The following is a 22221-nucleotide window of genomic DNA, read 5'->3' as shown; positions in this document are numbered from 1 at the left end:
CAGGCCGGTCCCACCCGGCCCACGACGATTCGTCCGCCGCACCGCGCCACAGGCCCCGTCCCGCCACACCGCGCCACAGGCCCCGTCCCGCCACACCGCGCCACAGGTCCCCGCCCGCCCCACCACGCGCCCCGTCCCGCCGCACCACGCCCCGGCGAGCCGCCGGCGCCCGGAGCAGCCGCCGACACCCGCAGCAGCGGCCGGCACCCGGAGCAGCCGCCGGCACCCAGGGCGGCCCCGGGCGCCCGGGGCAGTGCCGGGCGCCCCGGGGCGGCGGCGCGAGCCATCCCGCCCCTGCCCGGGGTTCCAGGGCGTCACCGGCGCCCGTCAGAGCTGCGCGGCGGCGTCCCGGAGCAGGGTGCGGAACCAGGCGACGAACTCCTGGTCGCCCGAGCGCGGGTTCCACACCATGTCGATCCCGAGACCGGGCAGCGGGAACGGGAACTCCTCGATCCGCAGGTCGGCCAGCGTCCGCATGGCCGCGGCGACCCGGTACCGGAAGAGGGCGACGCCCCCGGCGCGGGCGACCAGGACCGGCACGAGCAGGAAGTCGGAGACCCGCAGGCCGACCCGGTAGGGGACTCCGTGGTCCTCCAGCACCGAGTACGGGAACACCCGCCGTTCGGTGTCGACGACGATGTGGGGGCGGCCCGTCAGCAGGTCCAGGGTGCTCTCTTCCGGCCGGGCGTCCGCGCCGGCCACGACCACCACGCGGTCGTCGTAGAGACGTTCGCGCGGGTGCGGGGCGAAGTGCGCCTCGGAGATGAGGACGACGTCGACGCCCTGGTCGGTGAAGGTCGCCTCGGTGGGCACCGTGATGGTGCGCAGCCGCAGGGTCACGCCCGGCGCCCGTTCGGAGACCAGCCGGATGAGGTGCGGGCCCATGACGAAGGCGGTGCTGTTCGTCATGGCCACCGTGACGACCCGGTGGTCCGTGGCGGGGTCGAAGGAGGGCAGGTCGACGATGTGCGCCGTCTGCTGCAGCACGCTGCGCAGCGGGGCCAGGAGCTGGGTGGCCTTCGGGGTCAGGGTGACGCCCGGCCCCTGCCGGACGACGAGGTCGTCGTCCAGCAGCCGCCGCATCCGCGCCAGGGCGTGACTCATCGCGGGCTGGGAGAGGCCGACCCGCGCCGCGGCACGGGTGACCGAGCGCTCCTCCAGGAGCGCGAGGAGGGGCACCAGCAGGTTGAGGTTGACCGAGGCCAGACGGTCCAGCGACGAACCCGCGGCGCCCTCCGCCCCGGCCCCCGTGCCGTCCGGTGCTCCGGCCCCCGTAACCTCCGCGTCGGCCCTCGTGCCGTCCGCGCGGTCGCCTTCCGCCTGATCGCCTGTGCCGCCCGGTGCCCCGGCCCCCGTACCGGCCCCCGTACCGTCCCGCGCGTCGTCCGCCGCGTCGTCCTCCGCGCGGTTCTCGGCCTCGTCCATGGCCAGGAATGCTACGCGGCGGACTCGCTCAGCCGGCGCAGCCGCGGGATCGGGATCCGGTAGTTGAGCGCCGCGGCGAGGCCGATGCCGTCGGCGTGCTGCCAGCGCATGAGCGCCCGGCCGGTCCCGGGCTCGCCGTCCACGAGGACGGGGTCCCCGGTCGGCGGCAGCGGGCCGACGGCCTTGAGGTTCAGCCCGAACTGCTCGGTCCAGAAGTAGGGCTGGAACGCCAGCGCAGGCGCGTCCGCGCCCTGCACCAGGGCCCTTGCGGCGCACTTCGCCTGCTCGATCGCGCTGCTCCACAGCGGGATGCGGCGCGGACCGGACGGGGTGGGCAGGCCCACGAGGTCACCGGCGGCGGCGATGTCCGGCCGGGCCAGCCCGCGCGCGTCCACCGGGACGACGCCCCGCTTCACGAGTCCCGTGCCGTCCAGCCACTCCGTGTTGGGTACGTCGCCGACGGCGGACACCACGAGGTCCGCCTCCAGCACCGTGCCCTCCGCGAGGACCACCCGCGGGTTGTCCTCCCCCCGCCCCTCCAGGCGGGCCGAAGCGGTGTCGACGACCGTGAGCCCCTGTTCCCGCGCCGCCGTCACGAAGACGCCGGCCAGGTATGGGCCGAGCTGCACGGTCAGCGGCAGCCCCTGGGAGACGACGGTGACCTCGCACCCCGTGGCGAGGCAGCCCGAGGCGATCTCCATGCCGAGCGGACCGCCGCCGACCACGACGACCGACGGGCGGCCGGCCAGCCGGCCGCGCAGCGTCAGCGCGTCGTCGAGCCCGCGCAGGGTGATCTCCCCGTCCAGCGCGGACAGCCGCCGGGCCCGGGAGCCGGTGGCCAGGACGATCCCGTCGTAGGGCAGGTCGGTTCCGTCGTCGAGGCGGACGCGGCGGCGGTCCGGGTCGAGCCCGGTCGCCCGGACGCCCAGCAGCTCGGTGGCTCCGTGGGCGGCCGGCGGCAGCTCGTGCGCGGTCAGGTCCTCACCGTCGAGCAGGAGCGCCTTCGACAGGGCCGGGCGGCTGTACGCCGGGTGCGGCTCGTCGCCGATGATCGTCAGCTCGCCGTCGAAGCCGCTCTCGCGCAGGGTGTCGGCCGCGGTGAGCCCGGCGATGCCGTTGCCGACCACCACCACGCGCCGCAGGGTGGCGGTGCTCATGCCAGCCTCAGCGCGGCGACCGGGCACACCCGGACGGCGGCGTTCGCCGCGGCGGCGTCCGCGGTGTCCGCCGGCTGGCGGTCCAGGACGAGTTCGCCGTCGTCGTCCAGGTGCATGAGCTGCGGGGCGGCCTCCTCGCACAGGCCGTGCCCCTCGCAACGGGCGCGGTCGAGAACGATGTTCATGCCGGGACCACCTCCAGGACGGGGAGTTTCTCGATGCTGCGGGTGATGTTGCTGGGGACGCGGTCCTCCGGGCCCAGGACGAGGCGCTCCACGCGACGGGACAGCGCGTCGATGACGGCGTGCGCCTCCAGGCGGGCGAGCCCCTGGCCGGCGCAGCCGTGCGGCCCGTACCCGAAGGACAGGTGGTCGATCGGGTTGCGCTCGACGAGAAAGGCGTCCGCGTTCTCGTAGTGCCGGGGGTCGCGGTTGCCGGCGCCGAACAGGACGGCGACCTGGGCCCCTTCGGGGATGAGGGTGCCGTCGACGGTGACGTCCCGGGTGACGCGGCGTCCCCAGGCGTGGATCGGGGCCCAGTAGCGCAGCACCTCGCTGAACGCGCTCGGCACCAGCGAGGGGTCCTCGCGGATCAGCGCGAGCTGGTCGGGGTGCTTCCCGAACAGGGCGACGATGTTGCCGATCGAGGCCATCGTGGTGTCGACGCCCGCCCCGAGGTACTGGTGGATGATGTGTCCGGCGGTGCCCGCGGGGATGTCGCCCCGGGCCTCGGCGTGGAAGATGCCGCGGCCCACGGAGCCCTCGGCCAGGTCGGCGGCCCTGACCTGGGAGCACCAGGCGTACAGCTCGCCGGCGATCGGGAAGTTCTCGGCGGTGCGCTGGTTCATCGGGCCGATGACCTGCATGGCGGCCTGGCCCCAGCGCAGCATGTTGTCGCGCGCCTCGCCGGTGAAGCCGATCAGGTCCGCGACGACCTCCAGGGGGAACGCCCGGGCGAGCGCGTCGATCGCCTCGAAGGAGCCCTGCTCGACGAGGGCGGCCACCAGGGCGTCCGCCTTGGCCTCGATCTGCCCCTTCAGACCGCGCAGCGCGCGGGGCGACAGGTTCTCGGTGAGGGTGGCGCGCAGCTGGGTGTGCACCGGCGGGTCGGAGGCGAGCGAGGTTCCGGTGAGTGCCTCGTTGACCGCCGGATTGAATCCGATCGACGTGGAGGAGAAGGACTCCCAGTCCGCCAGGGCGCCCCGGATCGCGTCGTAGCGCGTCAGCGCGTAGACGTCGTTCTCCGGCAGGTGGACGACGGAGCCGAGGTCCCGCAGCGCGGCGTAGGCGGGGTACGGGTCGAGGAGGACCTCGTCGGCGAAGAGGTCGAGGTCCGAAGTGGGTGGGGTGCTCATGCCCTCAGTGAAGGGAGCCCGCACCCATTCGGCAAGTGAATGTTCTGCATGATCCGACATGCATGCGACGCATGATCGCTGGTCACGAGCCCGGATCAGGGAAGTGTGCAATATTTTTTCTATGCGTTCATTTCATTGACGCCGTGTAAACCGAATGGCTACGGTGACCGCACCCACCGGGTGCCGCGCACCCCACCCCGGACACGTGAGGCAGCCATGAGCGTCGAGAGCACCACCGTCAACACCGTCCTGGGCCCGGTGCCGGCCGAGGAACTGGGCGTCGTCGCGATCCACGAGGCGCTGCTGTCCGTGGTGCCCGGCGCGGAGCACGCCTTCGACGTCACCCTCGACCGCGCCGAGATCTACGAGCTCCTCGCCGCGAAGCTGAAGGACTTCCGCGCCCACGGCGGCGGCACCCTCGTCGACAGCACCGGCATGTTCCACGGCCGGGACGTACGGCTGTACGAGACCCTGTCCCGCGCGACCGGCGTGCACATCGTCGCCTCCACCGGCCAGGGCCCGGAGGAACTCCTCGGCGGCTACTTCCTGACCCCGCAGACCAACCCGCCGACGCCGTGGCCGGCCGAGAAGTTCGCCGATCTGTTCGCCCGGGAGGTCACCGAGGGCATGGTCGTCCCCCGGGTGGAGCGGCGTGGCGCCGCCGGACTGGTGGCCACCGCCGCCACCCGGGAGGGCATGACGGCCACCGACGAGAGCCTGTTCCGCGGCGCCGCCCGCGCCGGACTCGCCACCGGCGTCGCCGTCTCCGTCCGCCCCGGCGCCGACGCCCTGCACGACCTCGACGTCGTCCTCGACGAGAAGCTGCCCGCCGACCGGGTCGTCGTCGGCGGACTCGACCGCCGGGACCTCGCCGCCGCCGGCGCCCCCCTGGAGGTCGCCCGCCGGGGTGCCCGCGTCGCCCTTGACCACGTCGGCACCGAGGACGAGGACCACCTCACCGACGCCGAACGCGCCGCCCTGGTCGCCGAGCTGGTGGCGGCCGGGTTCGCCGACCGCGTCCTGCTGTCCACCGGCGCCACCGGCGTCGCCAAGGGCCACACCGGCAACGACCTGCCCTACAGCCACGTTCTCACCGTCTTCGTCCCGCTCCTGAAGGCGCGCGGACTCGGCGACGAGGACACGCGGCGGATCCTCGAGACGAACCCGCGCGCACTGCTGTCGGTGCGACCGGCGCGCTGAGCGTCCGCCCGAACGACCGTCAGGCTTCAGGCTTCTTCATTCAAAGGTGAGTGCTGTGTCGAGAGTGAACACCGTCCTGGGGGCGGTCCCGGCCGAGGAACTGGGGCTCGTGGCCGTCCACGAGCACATCGGCTACGGGATGCCCGGCTCCGAGCTGGACACGACGTGGTGGAAGACCCCCGAGCAGCGGTACGAGGAGACCGTCCCCAAGCTGCGCGCGTTCCACGAGTACGGCGGCGGCACCTTCGTCGACGCCACCGGGATCTGCAACGGCCGTGACGTCGACTACTACAAGTCGCTGTCCGCCAAGACCGGCGTCCACATCGTCGCCTGCACCGGCTTCGTCGGCGGCGACACCGCGCTGCCGCACTTCGCCCGCGCCGACGTGGACTACCTGATGCGGCAGTTCGTCCACGAGATCACCGTCGGCATCGGCGACACCGGCAGCCTCGCCGGCGTCATCAAGGTCGGAGTCAGCCGCGGCGGTCGCATGACCGACCTCGACAAGCGCATCTACCGGGCCGCCGCCCGCGCCGCGCTCACCACGGGCGTGCCCATCCTCACCCACCTGGCGATCGACGCCGAGAATGCGATCTCCATCTTCCGCGAGGAAGGACTCCCCCTGGACCGCGTCCTGTTCGGACACGTCGACGACGGGGTCAACGCCGACAGGACCCGCGACGTGTGGATCGCCGAGCAGGGCGGACGCATCGGCTTCGACACCTTCGGCTACGAGACCGAACTCCCGGACCCGCCCTTCTGGGCCCGCCCCCGCAAGGAGCGCCTCGACCACTTCCTGCGGTTCATCGACGGCGGCCGCAGGATCGGGCAGGTCCTCGCCTCCGCCGACGCCAACTGCAGCCCGCTGGGCTGGCCCGGCGTCAAGGGCCACACCGTCAACTACATCTTCGAGGACCTCATTCCGGACCTCCGTGCCGCCGGTCTCGACGAGGCCGCCATCGAGACGATCTTCGTCCACAACCCGGCCGCCTTCCTCACCCTCCAGAAGTAGAGAGAACCACCATGCAGCTCTCGGACCTCAAGAACCTGAAGATCGCCGTCGTCGGAGCCGGCTACGGCGGCGCGGCGGCCGCCAAAGCGCTGAGCCTGCTCGGCGCCCGGGTCGACGTCTACGAACAGGCCACCCGCATCCGGGAGGTCGGCGCCGGCATCGGCCTGCGCCCGTCCACCATGAACCGCTTCCGCGAGTGGGGCATCTTCGACGCGATCGCGAAGGTCAGCTCCCCGAGCGAGTACTTCGAGATCCTCACCGCCACCGGTGACCCGATCATGAAGGAGGCGTGGCCCGCCGACGGCGAGCAGACCCACACCCACCTGATCCACCGCGGCGACTTCATCGAGGCACTGCTGGGCGTGCTCCCCGAGGGCATGGTGCACCTCGGCCACAAGCTGGAGGCCGTCGAGGACAAGGGCGACCGCTCCGTCCTGACGTTCGCCGACGGCAGGACCGTCGAGGCCGACCTGGTCGTCGGCGCCGACGGCATCAAGTCGGTCGTGCGGGACCGGCTGTTCAGCGACCAGGGCCCGGTCTTCTCCGGCGAGCGCGCCTACCGCGCGGTCATCTCCGTGGACGACGCCCACGGCATGGTCGTCGACGACAACCTGCGGATGTACATCGGCAAGGGCACGAAGATCTACCTGCTCCCGCTGCGCCACCGGGGCCAGGTCTCCTTCGACATCACCGCCCTGTGCCCGGACCCCACCTGGAACCCGCGGGTGACCCGGGAGGACATGCTGAAGACCGTCGAGGGCTTCGACGAGCGCCTGGTCTCCATCACCCGCGGGCTCGACCTCGACACCGTCAACGTCCGCGGCGTCTACGACATCGACCCCGTCGACACCTGGCACTCCGACTCCGTCGTCCTGCTCGGCGACGCGGCGCACTCGATGCTGCACCACCAGGGCCAGGGCGCCAACTCCGCCATCGAGGACGGCGGCGCGCTCGCCGACGCCCTGCGCGAGGCGGACTCCGTCAAGGAGGCGCTGGCCCTCTACCAGGCCACCCGCAAGCCGGTGACCGACAAGCTCCAGAGCATCTCGCGCCAGGGATGGAGCGAGGACGAGATCGACGAGGTCTTCCCCGGACAGAAGCCCGCGGCCGCCGCGGCCCAGGAGTAACCCATGCCTCTGCACCCCGAGATCGCCAAGGTCCTGGCGAGCCTGCCCGCCCCTCCCGAGGGCCCGCTCGACCCCGTCGCCCTGCGCGCCGCCGAGGAGGCGCAGGCCGCCCCGTCCGAGGAGCGGCTGCCCCTGCACGCCGTCGAGGACGTCACCGCCCGCACCGCCGCCGGGGACGTGCCCGTGCGGATCTACACCCCGGACGCCGCGGAACGCCACGGCGTGATCGTCTACTTCCACGGCGGCGCCTTCTTCCTCGGCAGCCTGGAGACCCACGACCACGTGGCGCGGTCGCTGGCCGCCGAGACCGGCCACAAGGTCGTCTCCGTGGACTACCGCCGGGCCCCCGAGGCCGCCTTCCCGGCCGGCCTCGACGACTGCCACGCCGTCGTGCGCTGGGTCGCCGGACAGGGCGACGAACTGGGCTGGGACGGCACCACCCTCGCCGTCGCCGGCGACAGCTCCGGCGGCAATTTCGCCGCCGCCGTCGCGGCCCGCGCACACGACGAGGGCTTCGACCGGATCACCCACCAGATCCTCTACTACCCCTCCCTGGACCTGGACTTCGACACCGGCCGCTACGCCTCGCTGCGGGAGAACGCCGTCGGCTACGGCCTGGAGACGGCGGGGCTGAAGCCCTTCAACGCCTTCTACCTGGACAGCGGCGCCGACCCCGCCGACCCGCTGGTCTCACCGGTCAAGCGGCAGGACCTCACCGGTCTGCCGAAGGCCCTCGTGGTCACCGCCGAGTTCGACCCGATGCGCGACGAGGGCGAGCTGTACGGGCAGCGGCTGCGCGAAGCCGGGGTGGAGGCCACGGTGAGCCGCTACCCGGGCGCCGGCCACGGCTTCGTCCAGCACTTCTCCTGGATCCCCGAGTACCACCGGGTCTTCGCGGAGACGCGGGACTTCCTCGGCCGGTCCTGACCGGCCACCCGGAACGAGCGGAGCGGAAGCAGCATGACGCGAGCAGTCCCCGTCCACCCCCTGGTCTCGCCATGGGGCCGGTTCGGGCTCTACAGCTTCTACATCGACGCGCCCCAGCCCGCGATCGTCGACACCGGTATCGCCTCGTCCCCCGCCGAGGGGATGGCGCCCGCGCTGGAGGCGATCGGGCGGCGCATCGAGGACGTGCGCTGGATCCTGCTGACGCACGGTCACATCGACCACGTCGGCGGGGCGTTCGCCCTCTGGGAGATGACCGGCCGGCGCGCCCAGGTGGTGATCCACGAGGCCGACGCGCCCTTCCTCCGCTCGCGCCGGGCCCATGTGGCGGAGTACGCCGCCGGGCGCGGCCGCTATCTGCGCGACCCGGAGGGCGAGGCGAAGGTGGCGGCCGCGGCCGACGCCGTCATCTCCGGCGAGACGGAGCCCACCCTGCTGGTCCGGGGCGGTGAGACCCTGTCCCTCGGCGGCGGGGTGACCGTGTCCGTGCACGCGGTCCCCGGGCACACGCCCGGCTCCGTCGCCTACGTCCTCGACGGGCAGCGGGCCGCGTTCACCGGGGACGCCGTCCAGGTGCACGGCGCGGCCAACGGCTTCCCCGGCTACACCGACCCGGGGGCCTACCGCGCCGGCCTGGAGCACCTGCGCGACACCGTCCGCCCGCGGCACCTCTACCTCGGGCACCCCTACCGCCGTGCCGACGGCACGCCCTACGGAGTGGAACTCGACGAGGACGAGGCCCGCCAGGCCCTCACCCAGAGCCTCGACATCGAGAGCCGGGTCGCCCGGGCGGCCTGCGACTGCCTGCGGGCCGGCCTCAGGGAGACGGACTCGCCGTACTCGCCGTTCGGGCCTGTCGCCGAGGAACTCGGCTACACCGGTGACCCCACCCTCGAACCGTCGCCGTTCTTCACCACGCTGGCCGGCTACCGCACGCACTTCGACCGCACCCCGTGACACAGGAGCACCACGTCATGACCGACCTCCAGACCATCCGGGCGGGCGAGCAGACCATCGCCGTCCGCAAGGACCTCCGGGTCCCGATGCGCGACGGCGTCGAGCTCGCCGTCGACGCCTACCACGGTCAGGACGACACCCCCCGCCCGGCCCTGATCGCGATGAGCGCCTACGGCAAGGAGCTCCAGGCCCTCGCCCTGACCACGCCCCCGCAGCTGCGGCCCAGCCCCATGTGGGACGGCTGCATCGAGGCGGGGGACATCGCCCGCGTGGTGAAGGAGGGGTACGTCCACGTCATCGGCGACATGCGCGGCACCGGCGACTCCGGCGGCGTCATGATCGGCAACTACAACTTCGGCGGGGTCTCCCAGGGGCAGGACCTGTACGACGTCGTCGAGTGGGTCGCCGCGCAGCCGTGGTGCGACGGCAACGTCGGCATGATCGGCATCTCCTACTTCGGCTCCATGCAGGTGCTCGCCGCCGCCGAACGCCCGCCGCACCTCAAGGCGATCTTCGTCAGCGGCGGCCACTACGACTTCTACGAGACGACGTACCACGGCGGCGTCATGTGGTTCATGCCGCGTGCCGCCCGTGAGGGACGCGGCGGCGACTCGGGCATCGCCCACACGAACGTCAGGTCCCGCATGCAGGAGGTGTACTCGCCCGAGGAGCTGAGGAAGCTGGTCGACGAGCGGCTGCGCGACCCGGACGTGGCGGCCTGGCCCAACCTGGTGCACGTCCTCAAGTACCCCAAGAACCGTGAGTTCTGGTTCGACATCGTGATGAACCCGCTCGACGGCGACTGGTACGAGGAGCGCAACCCGGTCAACCTGGCCCGGAACATCGACATCCCGGTCTACCTCCAGATCGACCAGGGCCGCGGCTGGACCGTCGACGGCCACATCGAGCTGTTCGACGTCCTCAAGGGCCCCAAGAAGCTGGACATCGGTTCCTACCCCCCGATGCAGTCGCGCCCCTGGATCGAGGAGCACGACAAGATGTTCCGCTGGTACGAGTACTGGCTCAAGGGCGTCGACAACGGGATCATGGACGAGCCGGCCGTGCAGGTCTTCGTGGAGGGCTCGCGCGAGGTCGTCACCGCCGGGCAGTGGCCGCCGAAGGAGACCGAGTACAGGTCCCTGTACCTGCGGCCCCGGCGCAAGCTGTCCTTCGAACCGGAGGCGATGGGTGCCGAGCACGCCGCCCCCGACGGCTTCTACCAGGCGCCGCTGACCGTCACCGACCGGGTGGAGATCCTCGACTGGCGCACCGAGCCGTTCGAGAAGCCCACCGAGCTGATCGGCACCGGTGCGGCGCACCTGTTCGCGGAGATCGACCAGGACGACACCAACTTCATCCTGCGCCTGTGGGACGAGGCCCCCGGCGGCAAGCGGCAGCTGATCACCAGCGGCTACCTCAAGGCGTCGCACCGCGAACTCGACGAGGAGCGCACCACCGAGGGCAACCCGTACCATCCGCACACCCGCGCGGTGCCGGTGGAGCCGGGGACGGTCCAGGAGTACGTGCTGCGGCTGTACCCGTTCGCGGCGACCTTCCTGCCGGGACACCGGCTGGTGGTGGAGCTGTCCAACAACGAGCCGCTCGCGGACGCGCACAACGCGCTGCTGCCGCCGGACGCCTTCCACCTGCCGGTGGGCCGCCCGGTCACGCACAAGATCTACCGGGACGCCGCCCACCCGTCCCGGCTGGTGCTGCCGTTCACCACGGCGCCCGCCACCGGCGCGGCGCAGTAGCGGCCCAGGACGCCTCAGGGCCGGCCGGGGGACACCGTCCCCCGGCCGGCCCTTCGCGCGCGGGTGCCGCGGCGGCTCACACCGCCTCGGCCAGGTCCCGCTCCACGGCCCGTGCCGAGGCGTCCAGGACGGCGACCAGGGACCGCAGCCGCTGCGGGTCGTACCGCACGCTCGGCATCGACACCGACAGGCCCGCCCGCGCCCGGCCGCCGGTGTCGCGCACCGGCACGCCGACCGCCACCAGCCCGCGTTCCGACCGCTCCCGGTTGACGGCGCAGCCGTTGCGGCGCAGCCGCTTCAACTCCGTGCGCAGCGCGTCCAGGTCGGGGCGCTCGCCGGGCCGGTCGGTGTACCGCTCCGGTGCGTAGACGTCCCTCAGCTCCTCGTCGGACAGGTCGGCGAGCAGCAGCAGACCGGCCGTCGTGCGGTGCGCCGGGAACACCATGCCCTCCCGGGAGCCCACCCGCAGGGTCTGCCGGCACTCCACGGAGGCGATGAAACGGGCCGTGTCCCCGGTGCGCACGATCAGGTTCGCCGTCTCGTCCAGCAGGTCGACGACCCGTTGCAGGTGCGGCAGGGCCACCGCGCGCAGCCGGGAGACGAAGGACTGGGAGTGCGCGGCGAGTTCCAGTACCGGCCCGGCCCGGTAGACGCGGTCCTCGCCCTGCACGGCGAAGTCCCGGTACACGAGCATCGCCAGCAGCCGGTGCGCGGTCGAACGCGCCACCCCGAGCCGCTCGGCGATCTGCGACACGGTCGCGCCGCCCTCCATCTGCAGCACGGTCGCCGCCCGCAGCGCGTGGTCCACGCTGGCGATGGGGTAGGGCGGCGGCGTCTTGAGCGGTTTGTCCATCCCGTCGGCCCTTCCGGAGGTCGTGGACGCCCCGGTGCCGGGCGCTCCGTCTCCCGCCATCCTCTCATGCGTTCTGCTCAGCAGAATTCGCATGTTCTTCAGAGAGGCACACGGCACCCTGGGGCCATGACGCACTCCTCCCTCGCCCACGACACGGTGACGGGTTCCCCGGTCCGGCTCGAAGCCGTGGCCGCGGAGGGGCAACCCGAGGTCACCCCCGCCCTCGAAGAGCTGTACCGGGGCTTCGAGAAGGAACTCCTGGTCCCCCTGTGGACCGAGATCGGCGACCTGATGCCGGCCCACCCGCGGTCCCGCGCCCTGCCGCACCTGTGGCGGTGGGAGCGCCTGCGGGAACTGGCCGCGCAGGCCGGCGAGCTGGTTCCGGTCGGCCGCGGCGGCGAGCGCCGCGCCATCGCGCTGGCCAACCCCTCGCTCGGCGGGCGGCCCTTCGCCACCCCGACGCTGTGGGCGGCCATCCAGTACCTGATGCCCGGCGAGGACGCCCCGGAGCACCGCCACACCCAGCACGCCTTCCGCTTCGTCGTCGAGGGCGAGGGCGTGTGGACGGTCGTCGGCCGCGACCCGGTGGCCATGCGGCGCGGCGACTTCCTGCCGCAGGCCGGCTGGAACATGCACGCCCACCACAACGCCACGTCCGAGCCGATGGCCTGGATCGACGGACTGGACATCCCCTTCCAGTACACGAGCGAGTCGCAGTTCTTCGAGTTCGGCCGGGACGAGATCAGCGACGCCGAGCGCATCACCCCCGACCGTTCGCGCTCCGAGCGGCTGTGGGGCCACCCCGGGCTGCGCCCGGTCGGCGCCGCACCGGCCGGCCCCGGCTCCCCGCTGCTCGCCTACCGCTGGGAGCACACCGACCGCGCCCTCGCCGACCAGCTCGCCCTGGAGGCCGAGGGGTACGGGGGCACCGTCGAGCCGGGACACGCCGCCGTCCGCTTCTCCGACCCGGCGACCGGCGCCGACGTCCTGCCGACCATCCGCGCCGAGGTGCACCGCGTCGCGCGCGGCACCGAGACGGCCCCGGTGCGCGAGACAGGGTCCTCCGTCTACCAGGTCTTCGACGGCTCCGGCACGGTCACCGTCGGCGACACCACCTGGTCGGTCAGCCGCGGCGACCTGTTCGTCGTCCCCTCCTGGCAGCCGTTCTCGGTCCGTTCCGAGGCCGGGTCCACCGACTCCGACTCCGGCGCCCTGGACCTGTTCCGGTTCAGCGACTCGCCGATCTTCGAAGCCCTGCGGCTCGACCGTACCCACGTGGAAGGAACCACCCGATGAAGCTCGCCACCCTCCGCACCGGCGGCACCACCCGCGCCGTGAAGCTGGACGGCGACGTCCTGGTCGACCTCGGCGCCCCCGACCTGGGCGCCCTGCTCGCCGAGGAGGGCTGGGCCGGGCGCGCGGCCGCCGTCACCTCCGACGGCGCCACCAGCTACCCGGTGGCGGGCGCCGACTTCGCCCCCGTGGTGCCGACCCCCTCCAAGGTGGTGTGCGTCGGCCTCAACTACCGCAACCACATCCAGGAGATGGGCCGCGACCTGCCCGAACACCCCACCCTGTTCGCCAAGTTCGCGGACTCTCTGATCGGCGCCGGCGACGACATCGTCCGGCCCGGCGAGACCGAGCAGTTCGACTGGGAGGTCGAGCTCGCGGTCGTCGTCGGCAAGGGCGTGCGCCGGGCCCGCGGCGAGGAGGCCGAGCAGGCCGTCGCCGGTTTCACCGTGCTCAACGACATCACCTGCCGGGACTGGCAGTTCCGCACCCGCGAGTGGCTCCAGGGCAAGATGTGGGACTCCACCACGCCGGTCGGCCCGTACCTGGTGACCCCCGACGAGCTGCCGGGCGGCGTCCGCCCCGCCCTCGACGTCACGCTCACCGTCGACGGCGAGGTGATGCAGTCCGACACCACCGGCGACCTGCTGTTCGACCCGGTCGACCTGATCGAGTACGTCTCGACCATCACCCGGCTGAACCCCGGTGACATCATCGCCACCGGCACCCCCGGCGGCGTCGGCCACGCCCGCAAGCCCGCCCGCTACCTCCTCGGCGGCGAGCGGATCGTCACCGAGATCCAGGGCATCGGCCGCCTGGAGAACACGGTCGTCAAGGAGAAGTCCGCCTGATGGCCCGCACCTTCGACCAGGCCCGCGACTGGAGCAGGCACGGCACGGAGCTGCTGCTGAAGGCCGCCGACGGTCTCGACGCCGCCGCCTTCGCCGGACCCAGCACGCTGCCGGGCTGGAGCCGGGCCCACCTGGCCGCCCACGTCGCCGCCAACGCTGAGGCGCTGTCCAACCTGGTCCACTGGGCTGCCACCGGCGAGCCCACCCCCATGTACGCCTCCCCCGAGGAGCGCGCCGCCGGCCTCGAGCGGGGCCGGGCCCTGCCCGCCGCCGAGCTGACCGCGTGGCTGCGTTCCTCGGCACGGGCGCTGGAGGAGGGCATGGCCGCGCTCGGCGACGAACAGTGGCGCCGCGAGGTGGTCACCGCGCAGGGCAGGACGGTGCCGGCTACCGAGGTGCCCTGGCTGCGGTCCCGGGAGGTGTGCGTGCACGCCGTCGACCTGGCGGCCGGCGTCACCTTCGGGGACCTGCAGGAGGACTTCCTGGCCGCCCTCTGCGACGACGTCGTGGCCAAGCGCTCCGCCGCCCCCGGTCCGGCCGTGACCCTGCGGGTGCCGGCCGGCGACACCACCTGGAACCTGCCCGGCGACGGCGAACCCGCCCTGGTCGAGGGCACGTTGCCGGACCTCGCGGCCTACCTCACCGGACGGGGCGCCGTGCCGCGCACCGCCGACGGAAGCCCCGCCCCCACGCTGGGCGCCTGGCTCTGACCAGGGGTCCGCGAACCGTAAGGAACCGATCATGAATCCTGAACCCACCCCCGCCGGGCGGCCCGACGTCCTCGTGGTCGGCGGCGGCATCGGCGGCCTCGGCGCCGCCTTCGCCCTGTCCCGCCAGGGGCTGCGGGTCCGTGTCCTGGAGCGGGCCCCGGCGTTCGGCGAGGTCGGCGCGGGCCTGCAGATCGCACCCAACTGCACGCGCATCCTCGACGAGTACGGTCTCCTCGACGAGGCCCGCGCACTCGGCGTCGTGCCGGACGCCATGGTGATGCGCGACGCCCTCGACTCCAGCGAGCTGACCCGGCTGGACCTGCGCGACCTGGAACGCCGCTACGGGTTCCCGTACATGGTCATCCACCGCAGCGACCTGCACGGCATCTTCCTGCGCGCCTGCGAGCGCGCCGGGGTCGAACTGCTCACCGACCGCACGGTCGTCGACTACGAGCAGACCGCGGACGGCGCCCTGGTGCGCCTGGCGGACGGCAGCACCGAGGAAGCTCCCCTGGTGATCGCCGCGGACGGCCTGAACTCCGTGGCGCGCACCAAGCTGATCGGCGACGACGTGGTCAGCTCCAGCTACGTCGCCTACCGGGCGGCCGTGCCGATCGAGCAGGTCCGGGACAACGGCATCGCGGAGAACGACGTCACCGTGTACGTCGGCCCGCGCTGCCACTTCGTCCAGTACGCCCTGCGCGGCGGCGACATGTTCAACCAGGTCGCCGTGTTCGAGTCGCCCAAGGCCCTGGCCGGCCAGGAGGACTGGGGCACCCCGGACGAGCTGGACGCCGCCTTCGAGGCGACCTGCGACCCCGTGCGCAAGGGCATCCCGCTGATGTGGCGGGACCGCTGGTGGCGGATGTTCGACCGGGACCCGGTCGACACCTGGGTCCACGGCCGCGTCGTCCTGCTCGGCGACGCCGCGCACCCGCCGCTGCAGTACATGGCGCAGGGCGCGATCATGGCCATCGAGGACGGCTGGGTGCTCGCCGAGCACTACGCGCGGCTGGCCGGGGCAGCCCCCGAGGGCACCCGACCCGCGTGGGAGGACGCGCTCGCCGCGTACCAGGCGGTCCGGGTGGAGCACTGCCGCCGCGTCCAGACCACCGCCCGCGCCTGGGGCGAACTGTGGCACCTCGACGGGGAGCCGCGGCTGCGCCGCAACGCGATCATGCGGGCCCGGGACACCTACGACTACCACTTCACCGACTGGGTGTACGGTCCCACCGCCCTGACTCCCGACGAGGAGCCGCCCCTGTTCACCCCGATCCCGCTGTCCTCGGCCGCCCCTGAGGAGACCGGGGGAGGTGCCCTGGCGGCGACCGGCAGCGACGCGGCGTAGACCCTCGACGCCCGTCGCCGGCCCCGCGCCGCCCCCACCGCCGCCCACGACCCCCGCCGGGGACGTGGGCGGCGGCTTTTTCAGGCGGGCACCGGCGGGGGAGGGGCGACGGGCCGGACGGGTCCGGAGAAGCCGAGCGTCCGGTAGACCGTCACGCCGTGCGCGAGACCCGCGCACGCCTGCGCCGCCGCGGTCGCGCGGTGGGTGTACGCCGGGTCCGCGGTGTCCAGCAGCACACCCAGGGCCGTCCCGCTGTGGCCGACCGCGACGCCCAGACCGCCGACCTCGCGGCAGATCTCGCACAGCGGGTCCAGCAGCCGTTTCGGGCGCAGCGCCTGGTTCATCCGCGCGCTGCGGGTGGCGATCCGGCCCACCGCGGCGAGGTCCTGGGCGCGCACGGCGAGGGTGAGCCGGTCCAGCAGGCGCGCGTACTCGCGCCGGTCGGCCGCCGTGAACGGCTTCGGGAGGCGGTTGAAGGCGACCGTGTCGACCGCGCCGCCCTCGTCCACGCCCACCACGGCCATCGGCGGCAGTGACCCGAGCACCGCCCGCAGCCGCACGCTGCGGTGGTGGAAGGCGACGATGCCGGGATGCAGCACGCCGTCGGTGGGCTCGATGCGGGCCAGGAGCCGCTCGATCCGGGCGGCGGGCATCGCCAGGCCGAGCGCCTGCCCCATGGCCCGCGCGGTGGCGACCAGATCGGCGGACGAACTGGCCAGCCCTTTGCCCTCCGGCAGCAGGCTGCTGACCGTGAGCACCCCGCCGGCCGGCCGCGGGGCCTCGGCGAGCAGGAGGCGGGCCAGCCGCAGGGCCTTGCGCTTCCCGGCCGGCCGCACCACCACGCCGGTGGCCGCCGGGTCCGGCCGGAAGACCGCTCTCGTCCAGCGCGCCACCGGCAGGGTGACCAGGAAGTCCCCGTCCCTCTCCGGCAGTACGCCCTGCAGCAGTTCGCCGAAGGTGCCGTGGGCGGTACCCACTCCGGTGCGCACGCGAGTCCTCCGTGATGGGGTGTCAGCCGTCATAGATGAAAGTGAAAATCATTTGTACGCGAGTGGGGCCGGAGTGGGCAACCCCGGGTTCCGTCCGCTGGCCGGCGCTCGTGCTACCGACTCTTTCGATGTTGACAATCATTTTCATTTGATGTGATGCTCACGCCGGTCCCGTCGCCGACCAGACAGGAGGACCGGCATGGACCCGCACATCGCGGAGGCGGTCAAGAGACCGGATCTCATCTCGCTGCAACCGGACTTGGTGTGTCTCCGCTTCGAGAGCATGAAGCTCCACTCGGCCCTCGGGGCGGTGCGCCACCTCCTGGAGACCGGCGCCGTCCGCCCCGGTGACACGCTCGTCGACAGCTCCAGCGGCATCTACGCCCACGCGCTCGCCCTCGCCTGCCACCGGTACGGGATGAAGTGCCACATCGTGGGCTCCACCACCGTCGACCACACCCTGCGCGTCCAGCTGGAGATCCTCGGCGCCACCCTGGAACAGGTCCGGCCCTCCCAGGACCTGCGCCTCGACCAGGAGTCCCGGGTGCGGCGCGTCGCCGAGATCCTGGACCGCAACCCCACGTACCACTGGATGCGCCAGTACCACGACGACATCCACTACCTCGGCTACCGCGAAGTGGCCGCACGGATCGACCGGGAGATCCCCGGCGTCCCCCTGACGCTGGTGGGCGGAGTCGGTTCCGGCGCCTCCACCGGTGCCCTCGCCACCTGGCTGCGCGAGGCCGGCCGCGACGTGTCGCTGGTCGGCGTCCAGCCCTTCGGGAGCGTCACCTTCGGCGCGCAGCACGTGACGGACCCCGACATGATCATCGCCGGGATCGGCAGCGCCATCGAGTTCCGCAACGTCCGCCACGCGCTCTACGACCGGATCCACTGGGTCGGCTTCGACTGCGCCCTCTCCGGTGCCGTCCAACTGCTCCGGGACACCGGCATCTTCGCCGGCCTGTCCACCGGTGCCGCCCACCTCGCCGCCCACTGGGAACGCCGCCGGGACGGCGCCCGCACCCACGTCTTCATCGCGCCCGACACCGGCCACCGCTACGTCGACGACGCCTACGCCCGGCACCGCGAGGCGAAGGACCCCGACGCCCTGAAACCGCACGAGATCACCGACCTGCGCGACCTGCGGCGCCCCTGGTCCACCGCGGCCCGAGCCGACCTGCGCCTGCCGGACTCCCCCCGCCCCGCCGACCGGAGAGACTGACATGCCCCACCCCGAGCCGCGCACCGTGGCCGCCCTGACCGACGCCGTCCTGGCCGGCGCCCACGGACCCGACCCCCACGCCCTGCACGTCACCAGCGCCTTCCGGATCTACCACACCACCCGGCTGGCCGGCGGCGATGTCACCTACCACAACCACTACTTCGTTCTGCGGACCGGACCCGTCTTCGGCGCCTGCGCCTTCGAGGCCGGCGAACTCGCCCCCGACATCTGCGAGAACGCCTCCGGACACACCCTCGCCGCGCTGCTGCGGCACCCGGCGACCCCCGTCCGGACCGCCGCGCTCGACGCCTACCTGTCCCACGTCACACCCCACCGGGAGGCGCCCGGCGCCGAACCCGTCGCCCTGCCCGCCGGCACCCCGGAGGTCCGGGCCCGCGCCCGGGACGCCGCCGTCGCCTCCCTGCTCGACATCGCGCCGGGCGCCAAGGTCGCCCTCATCGGCGTGGTCAACCCGCTCATCACCGCGATACACGAGCGGGGCGGCGTCTGCCTGCCCTGCGACCTCAACCTGCGCACCACGCAGTGGGGCGAGCCGGTCACCGACGACATGACCGAGGTGCTCGCCGCGGCCGACGCCGTCGTCGCCACCGGCATGACCCTGAGCAACGGCACCTTCGACCTCGTCCTCGAACACTGCCGGGACCAGGACGTCCCCCTCGTCGTCTACGCCCAGACCGGCAGCGCCGTCGCCCGCGCCTTCCTCTCCCGCGGCGTCACCGCCCTGAACGCCGAGCCCTTCCCGTTCTCCCAGTTCAGCGCCGAGCCCACGACGATGTACCGCTACCGGACCGGCCGCCCGGCCCCCGCACTCCCCGGCGAGGACGGCCCGTGAACACCGACGCCTCCCGCAACCCCGGGGCGGGCGCGGGGACTTCGCCGGGCAAGGACCCCCTGCCGGGCGACCTCGTGATGGCCCGCGCCCTGTGGCCGGTACTGCTGGCCTCCGCCGTCGGACTGCTGCCGTTCACCGTCTTCAGCACCTACCTCGTCCCCATCGCCGACCGCGCCGGCAGCGGCGTCGCCGCCGTCGGCGGCCTGCGCGGACTCGGCGGGCTGGCCGCCCTCCTGGTCGGCACCGCCCTCGCCCCGTTCCTCGACCGGGTGCGCCGCGACCGGGCGGCGGCGGGCGCGCTCGTCGTCCTCGGCGCGTCGGCGGCGCTGGGCGCGAGCGGCGACTTCGTGCTGCTGGCCGCCTTCTGCCTGCTCGTCGGCGCGAGCACCGCCGTACTGAACCCGGCCCTCACCGCCGCGGCCGCCGACCGGTACGGCGACGGGCCGGCGGCCGGGCGGGCGGCGACCCTGGTCACCGCCACCCAGTCGATGACCGCGATGCTCGCCGCACCGGCCGTCGCGCTGCCCGCCCTGTTGTGGGGCTGGCAGGGCGACCTCCTCGCCGTGGCCGCCGCCTGCCTCGTGCTCGCCGCGGTCGTCCTGACCCGCGGCCGGCGCGAGGCGGACGGGGACCGCCCGGGTGCCGAGGCCGCCCGGCACCCCGGCTACCTGGCCTCGTTCCGCGGACTCGTGGCCGTCCCCGGCGCGGTGCCGCTGCTGCTCGTCTCCCTGCTGCGCACCGCCGTGTTCATGGGGTACCTCGCCTACCTGGCCGCCCACTACGACGAACGGTTCGGGCTCGGCCCCGCCGTCTTCGCCCTCGTGTGGACGCTCAGCGGCACCGCGTACTTCGTCAGCAACCTGCTCACCGGACGGATCACCAACTCCGCCACCCCCCGCCTGAGCACCGAACGGCTCCTCGTCGTGGGCCTGTTGACGTCCCTGGCCTCGGTCGTCGCCTTCTACGCCACCGACCGGTTGCCGCTCGCCCTCGCGCTCACCGCGCTGCACGCCGCGAGCCACGCCGTCGTCGCCGCCTGCGCCGTGAGCCTGCTCGTGCGGCGCTGCGGAGCCCGGCGCGGCGCCGCGCTGAGCCTGAACGCGGCGGGGCAGAGCCTCGGCGTCTTCGCCGGCGCGGCCCTCGGCGGCGCGGGCCTCGCCCTGGCCGGCGACGCGGGCATCGCCACCGTCTTCGGCGCCCTCGTGGCCGTCGCGCTCGGCGCCGCCCTGCTGGTCGTCCGCACCCGCCCGGACGAGCCGGAGGAGCAGGATCAGGACCCGGGGCGGACGCCATGAGGGGACGGCTCGCCACCCGGGGCGGACTCCTCGCGGCCTGCGCCGGGCTGACGGCGGTGCTGCTCGCCTCCGTCGTCGTGGCCGTCGGCCTCGGCGCAGCGGTGATCACCCCCGCCGAGACCGCCCGCCACCTGTGGGCGGCACTCAGCGGCGGCACCATCACGGCCGAGGAAGTGACCACCCATCAGATCATCTGGCAGATCCGCACCCCGCGGGTGCTGCTGGCCGCGCTCGTGGGCGCCGGACTGAGCGCGGTCGGGGTCGCCATCCAGGCGCTGGTGCGCAACGCGCTCGCCGACCCCTTCGTCCTCGGCGTCTCCTCCGGGGCGTCCGTCGGCGCCGTCGCGGTGACCGTCACCGGGGGGCTCGCCGCGCTGGGCGTCCACGCCGTGTCGGCCGGCGCCTTCCTCGGCGCGCTGGCGGCGTCGCTGCTGGTGTACGCCGCCGCCCTGCGCCGCGGGACGCTCTCCCCGCTGCGGCTGGTGCTGACCGGTGTGGCGATGGCGCTCGGCTTCCAGGCCGTGATGAGCCTGATCGTCTACACCGTGCCCGACGGCGAGGCCACGAGCACGGTCCTGTACTGGACCATGGGCAGCTTCGGCGCCGCCACCTGGGGGGCCCTGCCCGTCGTGGCCGCCGTCGTGCTGCTCGGCGTGGCGGTGCTGCGCCGGCACGGCAGGGCCCTGGACGTACTGGCCCTGGGCGACGAGACGGCGGCGAGCCTGGGCGTCGATCCCGACCGGCACCGCAAGGGACTCCTCGTCCTGGTCTCCCTGGTCACCGGCGTGATGGTCGCCGTCAGCGGCGCCATCGCCTTCGTGGGCCTGGTGCTGCCGCACGTGGTGCGCATGGTGGCCGGGGCCGGCCACGCCCGGGTGCTCACCGTGGCGCCGCTCGCCGGTGCCGTGTTCATGGTGTGGGCCGACCTGGCGGCCCGGACCGTGGTGGCCCCCAGGGAGCTGCCGCTCGGCGTGATCACCGCCCTGGTCGGGGTGCCGGTCTTCGTGACCCTGATGCGGCGCCGCCAGTACCTGTTCGGGGGCACCTGAGATGGACCTGCGACTGAACGGGCTGTCGGTGGTGACCGACGGCCGCAGCCTGGTGCGCGAGTTGTCCCTGGAGGTGCCCGACGGCAGCGTCGTGGGCCTCGTCGGGCCGAACGGCAGCGGCAAGTCGACCGCCCTGCGGTGCGTGTACCGGGCCCTGCGCCCCACCTCCGGCACGGTCCTGGCCGGCGGGGAGGACCTCGCCCGGCTGCCGGTGCGCCGCGCCGCGCGGATCGTCGCCGCCATGACCCAGGAGGGCGCGGTCGACCTCGACTTCACCGTGGAGGAGGTCGTCGCCCTCGGCCGGGCGCCCCACCTGCCGGGCAACCGGGCCCTCGGGGCACGGGAACGGGAGTTGTGCGAGCGGGTCATGGACCGGCTGGGCATCGGCGGCCTCGCCCGGCGCGGCGTCCTCACCCTCTCGGGCGGCGAACTCCGGCGCGTGCTGCTGGCCCGCGCCCTCGTCCAGGAACCGGAGATCCTCGTCCTGGACGAGCCCACCAACCACCTTGACCTGCGGCACCAGCTCGACCTGCTCTCCCTGCTGCGCGGCTCGGGGCTCACCGTCCTCGTCGTGCTGCACGACCTCAACCTCGCCGCGGCCGCCTGCGACCGCCTCGGCGTGCTCTCGGCCGGGCGCCTGGTCGCCGCCGGGAGCCCCGCCGACGTCCTGACCCCGGAGCGGATCCACGACGTCTTCGGGGTCCGGGCCGACGTGGTCCCGCACCCCCTCACCGGCCGCCCGCAACTGCTGTTCGCACTCGGCTCCGGGCCGAACGACGGCCTGGGCGACGGCCCGAACGACGGCCTGAACGACACCTCCACCTGAA

At 73.5% G+C, this 22221-nt stretch carries 21 protein-coding genes; 15 read left to right on the top strand and 6 right to left on the bottom strand.

What is annotated here, in order from left to right:
* Nucleotides 1-327: 327 nt before the first annotated feature.
* Genes ACSU53_RS06780 through ACSU53_RS06765 form a run of 4 tightly spaced genes read right to left on the bottom strand, consistent with a single transcriptional unit; the run spans nt 328 to nt 3936 of the window.
* Nucleotides 328-1425 (bottom strand): LysR substrate-binding domain-containing protein, encoded by a 1098-nt coding sequence (locus tag ACSU53_RS06780; RefSeq protein WP_437025565.1) that lies wholly within the window; start codon nt 1423-1425, stop codon nt 328-330.
* An 11-nt stretch (nt 1426-1436) separates the two neighbouring features.
* Nucleotides 1437-2582, bottom strand: a complete 1146-nt coding sequence (locus tag ACSU53_RS06775; protein WP_437025563.1) for an NAD(P)/FAD-dependent oxidoreductase — start codon at nt 2580-2582, stop codon at nt 1437-1439.
* Nucleotides 2579-2767 (bottom strand): ferredoxin, encoded by a 189-nt coding sequence (locus ACSU53_RS06770; RefSeq protein ID WP_362096549.1) that lies wholly within the window; start codon nt 2765-2767, stop codon nt 2579-2581. Before ACSU53_RS06770 ends, ACSU53_RS06775 begins: the two co-directional genes overlap by 4 nt.
* The gene (locus ACSU53_RS06765; RefSeq protein ID WP_437025561.1) at nt 2764-3936 is read right to left on the bottom strand and encodes a cytochrome P450; all 1173 of its coding nucleotides are present in this window, start codon (nt 3934-3936) and stop codon (nt 2764-2766) included. Before ACSU53_RS06765 ends, ACSU53_RS06770 begins: the two co-directional genes overlap by 4 nt.
* A 216-nt stretch (nt 3937-4152) precedes the next feature.
* On the opposite strand from ACSU53_RS06765, the gene ACSU53_RS06760 reads away from it, so the two are divergent.
* Genes ACSU53_RS06760 through ACSU53_RS06735 form a run of 6 tightly spaced genes read left to right on the top strand, consistent with a single transcriptional unit; the run spans nt 4153 to nt 10931 of the window.
* Complete coding sequence (locus tag ACSU53_RS06760) at nt 4153-5136, top strand: phosphotriesterase (RefSeq protein WP_437025559.1); 984 nt, start codon at nt 4153-4155, stop codon at nt 5134-5136.
* A gap of 55 nt (nt 5137-5191) precedes the next feature.
* The gene (locus tag ACSU53_RS06755) at nt 5192-6148 is read left to right on the top strand and encodes a phosphotriesterase (RefSeq protein ID WP_437025557.1); all 957 of its coding nucleotides are present in this window, start codon (nt 5192-5194) and stop codon (nt 6146-6148) included.
* Between the two features lie 11 nt (nt 6149-6159).
* On the top strand, nt 6160-7275 hold the full coding sequence (locus ACSU53_RS06750; protein ID WP_437025555.1) for an FAD-dependent oxidoreductase: 1116 nt from the start codon (nt 6160-6162) through the stop codon (nt 7273-7275).
* Nucleotides 7276-7278: 3 nt separating this feature from the next.
* Nucleotides 7279-8202, top strand: coding sequence for an alpha/beta hydrolase (locus ACSU53_RS06745; RefSeq protein ID WP_437025553.1), 924 nt, complete (start codon nt 7279-7281; stop codon nt 8200-8202).
* Between the two features lie 33 nt (nt 8203-8235).
* Nucleotides 8236-9177 carry an MBL fold metallo-hydrolase gene (locus ACSU53_RS06740; protein WP_437025551.1) on the top strand — a complete coding sequence of 314 codons (942 nt, stop codon included), beginning with the start codon at nt 8236-8238 and terminating at the stop codon, nt 9175-9177.
* Between the two features lie 17 nt (nt 9178-9194).
* Nucleotides 9195-10931, top strand: coding sequence for a CocE/NonD family hydrolase (locus ACSU53_RS06735; protein ID WP_437025549.1), 1737 nt, complete (start codon nt 9195-9197; stop codon nt 10929-10931).
* Nucleotides 10932-11007: 76 nt separating this feature from the next.
* Here the strand turns inward: ACSU53_RS06735 and ACSU53_RS06730 are convergent, their stop codons facing one another.
* The gene (locus ACSU53_RS06730; RefSeq protein ID WP_437025547.1) at nt 11008-11784 is read right to left on the bottom strand and encodes an IclR family transcriptional regulator; all 777 of its coding nucleotides are present in this window, start codon (nt 11782-11784) and stop codon (nt 11008-11010) included.
* Between the two features lie 126 nt (nt 11785-11910).
* On the opposite strand from ACSU53_RS06730, the gene ACSU53_RS06725 reads away from it, so the two are divergent.
* The 4 genes from ACSU53_RS06725 to ACSU53_RS06710 are packed head-to-tail and all read left to right on the top strand — an operon-like array spanning nt 11911 to nt 15983.
* Nucleotides 11911-13080: a cupin domain-containing protein gene (locus tag ACSU53_RS06725; RefSeq protein WP_437025545.1), complete on the top strand. Its 1170-nt coding sequence runs from the start codon at nt 11911-11913 to the stop codon at nt 13078-13080.
* Nucleotides 13077-13925, top strand: a complete 849-nt coding sequence (locus ACSU53_RS06720) for a fumarylacetoacetate hydrolase family protein (RefSeq protein WP_437025543.1) — start codon at nt 13077-13079, stop codon at nt 13923-13925. Before ACSU53_RS06725 ends, ACSU53_RS06720 begins: the two co-directional genes overlap by 4 nt.
* A complete protein-coding gene (locus ACSU53_RS06715; RefSeq protein ID WP_437025541.1) occupies nt 13925-14635 on the top strand; it encodes a maleylpyruvate isomerase family mycothiol-dependent enzyme in 711 nt (236 codons plus the stop codon). The genes ACSU53_RS06720 and ACSU53_RS06715 overlap by 1 nt, the downstream gene beginning before the upstream one ends.
* Nucleotides 14636-14666: 31 nt before the next feature.
* Entirely contained in the window at nt 14667-15983 is a 1317-nt protein-coding gene (locus tag ACSU53_RS06710) for an FAD-dependent oxidoreductase (RefSeq protein ID WP_437025539.1), read from the top strand.
* An 80-nt stretch (nt 15984-16063) separates the two neighbouring features.
* Here the strand turns inward: ACSU53_RS06710 and ACSU53_RS06705 are convergent, their stop codons facing one another.
* Nucleotides 16064-16972: a GHMP family kinase ATP-binding protein gene (locus ACSU53_RS06705; RefSeq protein WP_437025537.1), complete on the bottom strand. Its 909-nt coding sequence runs from the start codon at nt 16970-16972 to the stop codon at nt 16064-16066.
* Between the two features lie 199 nt (nt 16973-17171).
* Between ACSU53_RS06705 and ACSU53_RS06700 the strand changes: the two genes are divergently transcribed.
* The 5 genes from ACSU53_RS06700 to ACSU53_RS06680 are packed head-to-tail and all read left to right on the top strand — an operon-like array spanning nt 17172 to nt 22220.
* The gene (locus tag ACSU53_RS06700; RefSeq protein WP_437025535.1) at nt 17172-18197 is read left to right on the top strand and encodes a pyridoxal-phosphate dependent enzyme; all 1026 of its coding nucleotides are present in this window, start codon (nt 17172-17174) and stop codon (nt 18195-18197) included.
* A gap of 1 nt (nt 18198) precedes the next feature.
* Nucleotides 18199-19050, top strand: coding sequence for a Rossmann-like domain-containing protein (locus ACSU53_RS06695; protein ID WP_437025534.1), 852 nt, complete (start codon nt 18199-18201; stop codon nt 19048-19050).
* The gene (locus tag ACSU53_RS06690; protein WP_437025532.1) at nt 19047-20345 is read left to right on the top strand and encodes an MFS transporter; all 1299 of its coding nucleotides are present in this window, start codon (nt 19047-19049) and stop codon (nt 20343-20345) included. The genes ACSU53_RS06695 and ACSU53_RS06690 overlap by 4 nt, the downstream gene beginning before the upstream one ends.
* Entirely contained in the window at nt 20342-21394 is a 1053-nt protein-coding gene (locus ACSU53_RS06685; RefSeq protein WP_437025530.1) for a FecCD family ABC transporter permease, read from the top strand. The genes ACSU53_RS06690 and ACSU53_RS06685 overlap by 4 nt, the downstream gene beginning before the upstream one ends.
* 1 nt (nt 21395) lies before the next feature.
* Nucleotides 21396-22220, top strand: a complete 825-nt coding sequence (locus ACSU53_RS06680) for an ABC transporter ATP-binding protein (RefSeq protein WP_437025528.1) — start codon at nt 21396-21398, stop codon at nt 22218-22220.
* Nucleotide 22221: the final 1 nt, after the last annotated feature.

This window comes from Streptomyces sp. enrichment culture, assembly GCF_964273255.1.
GTDB lineage: Bacteria > Actinomycetota > Actinomycetes > Streptomycetales > Streptomycetaceae > Streptomyces.
This window is presented reverse-complemented; position numbering and strand designations above follow the sequence as displayed.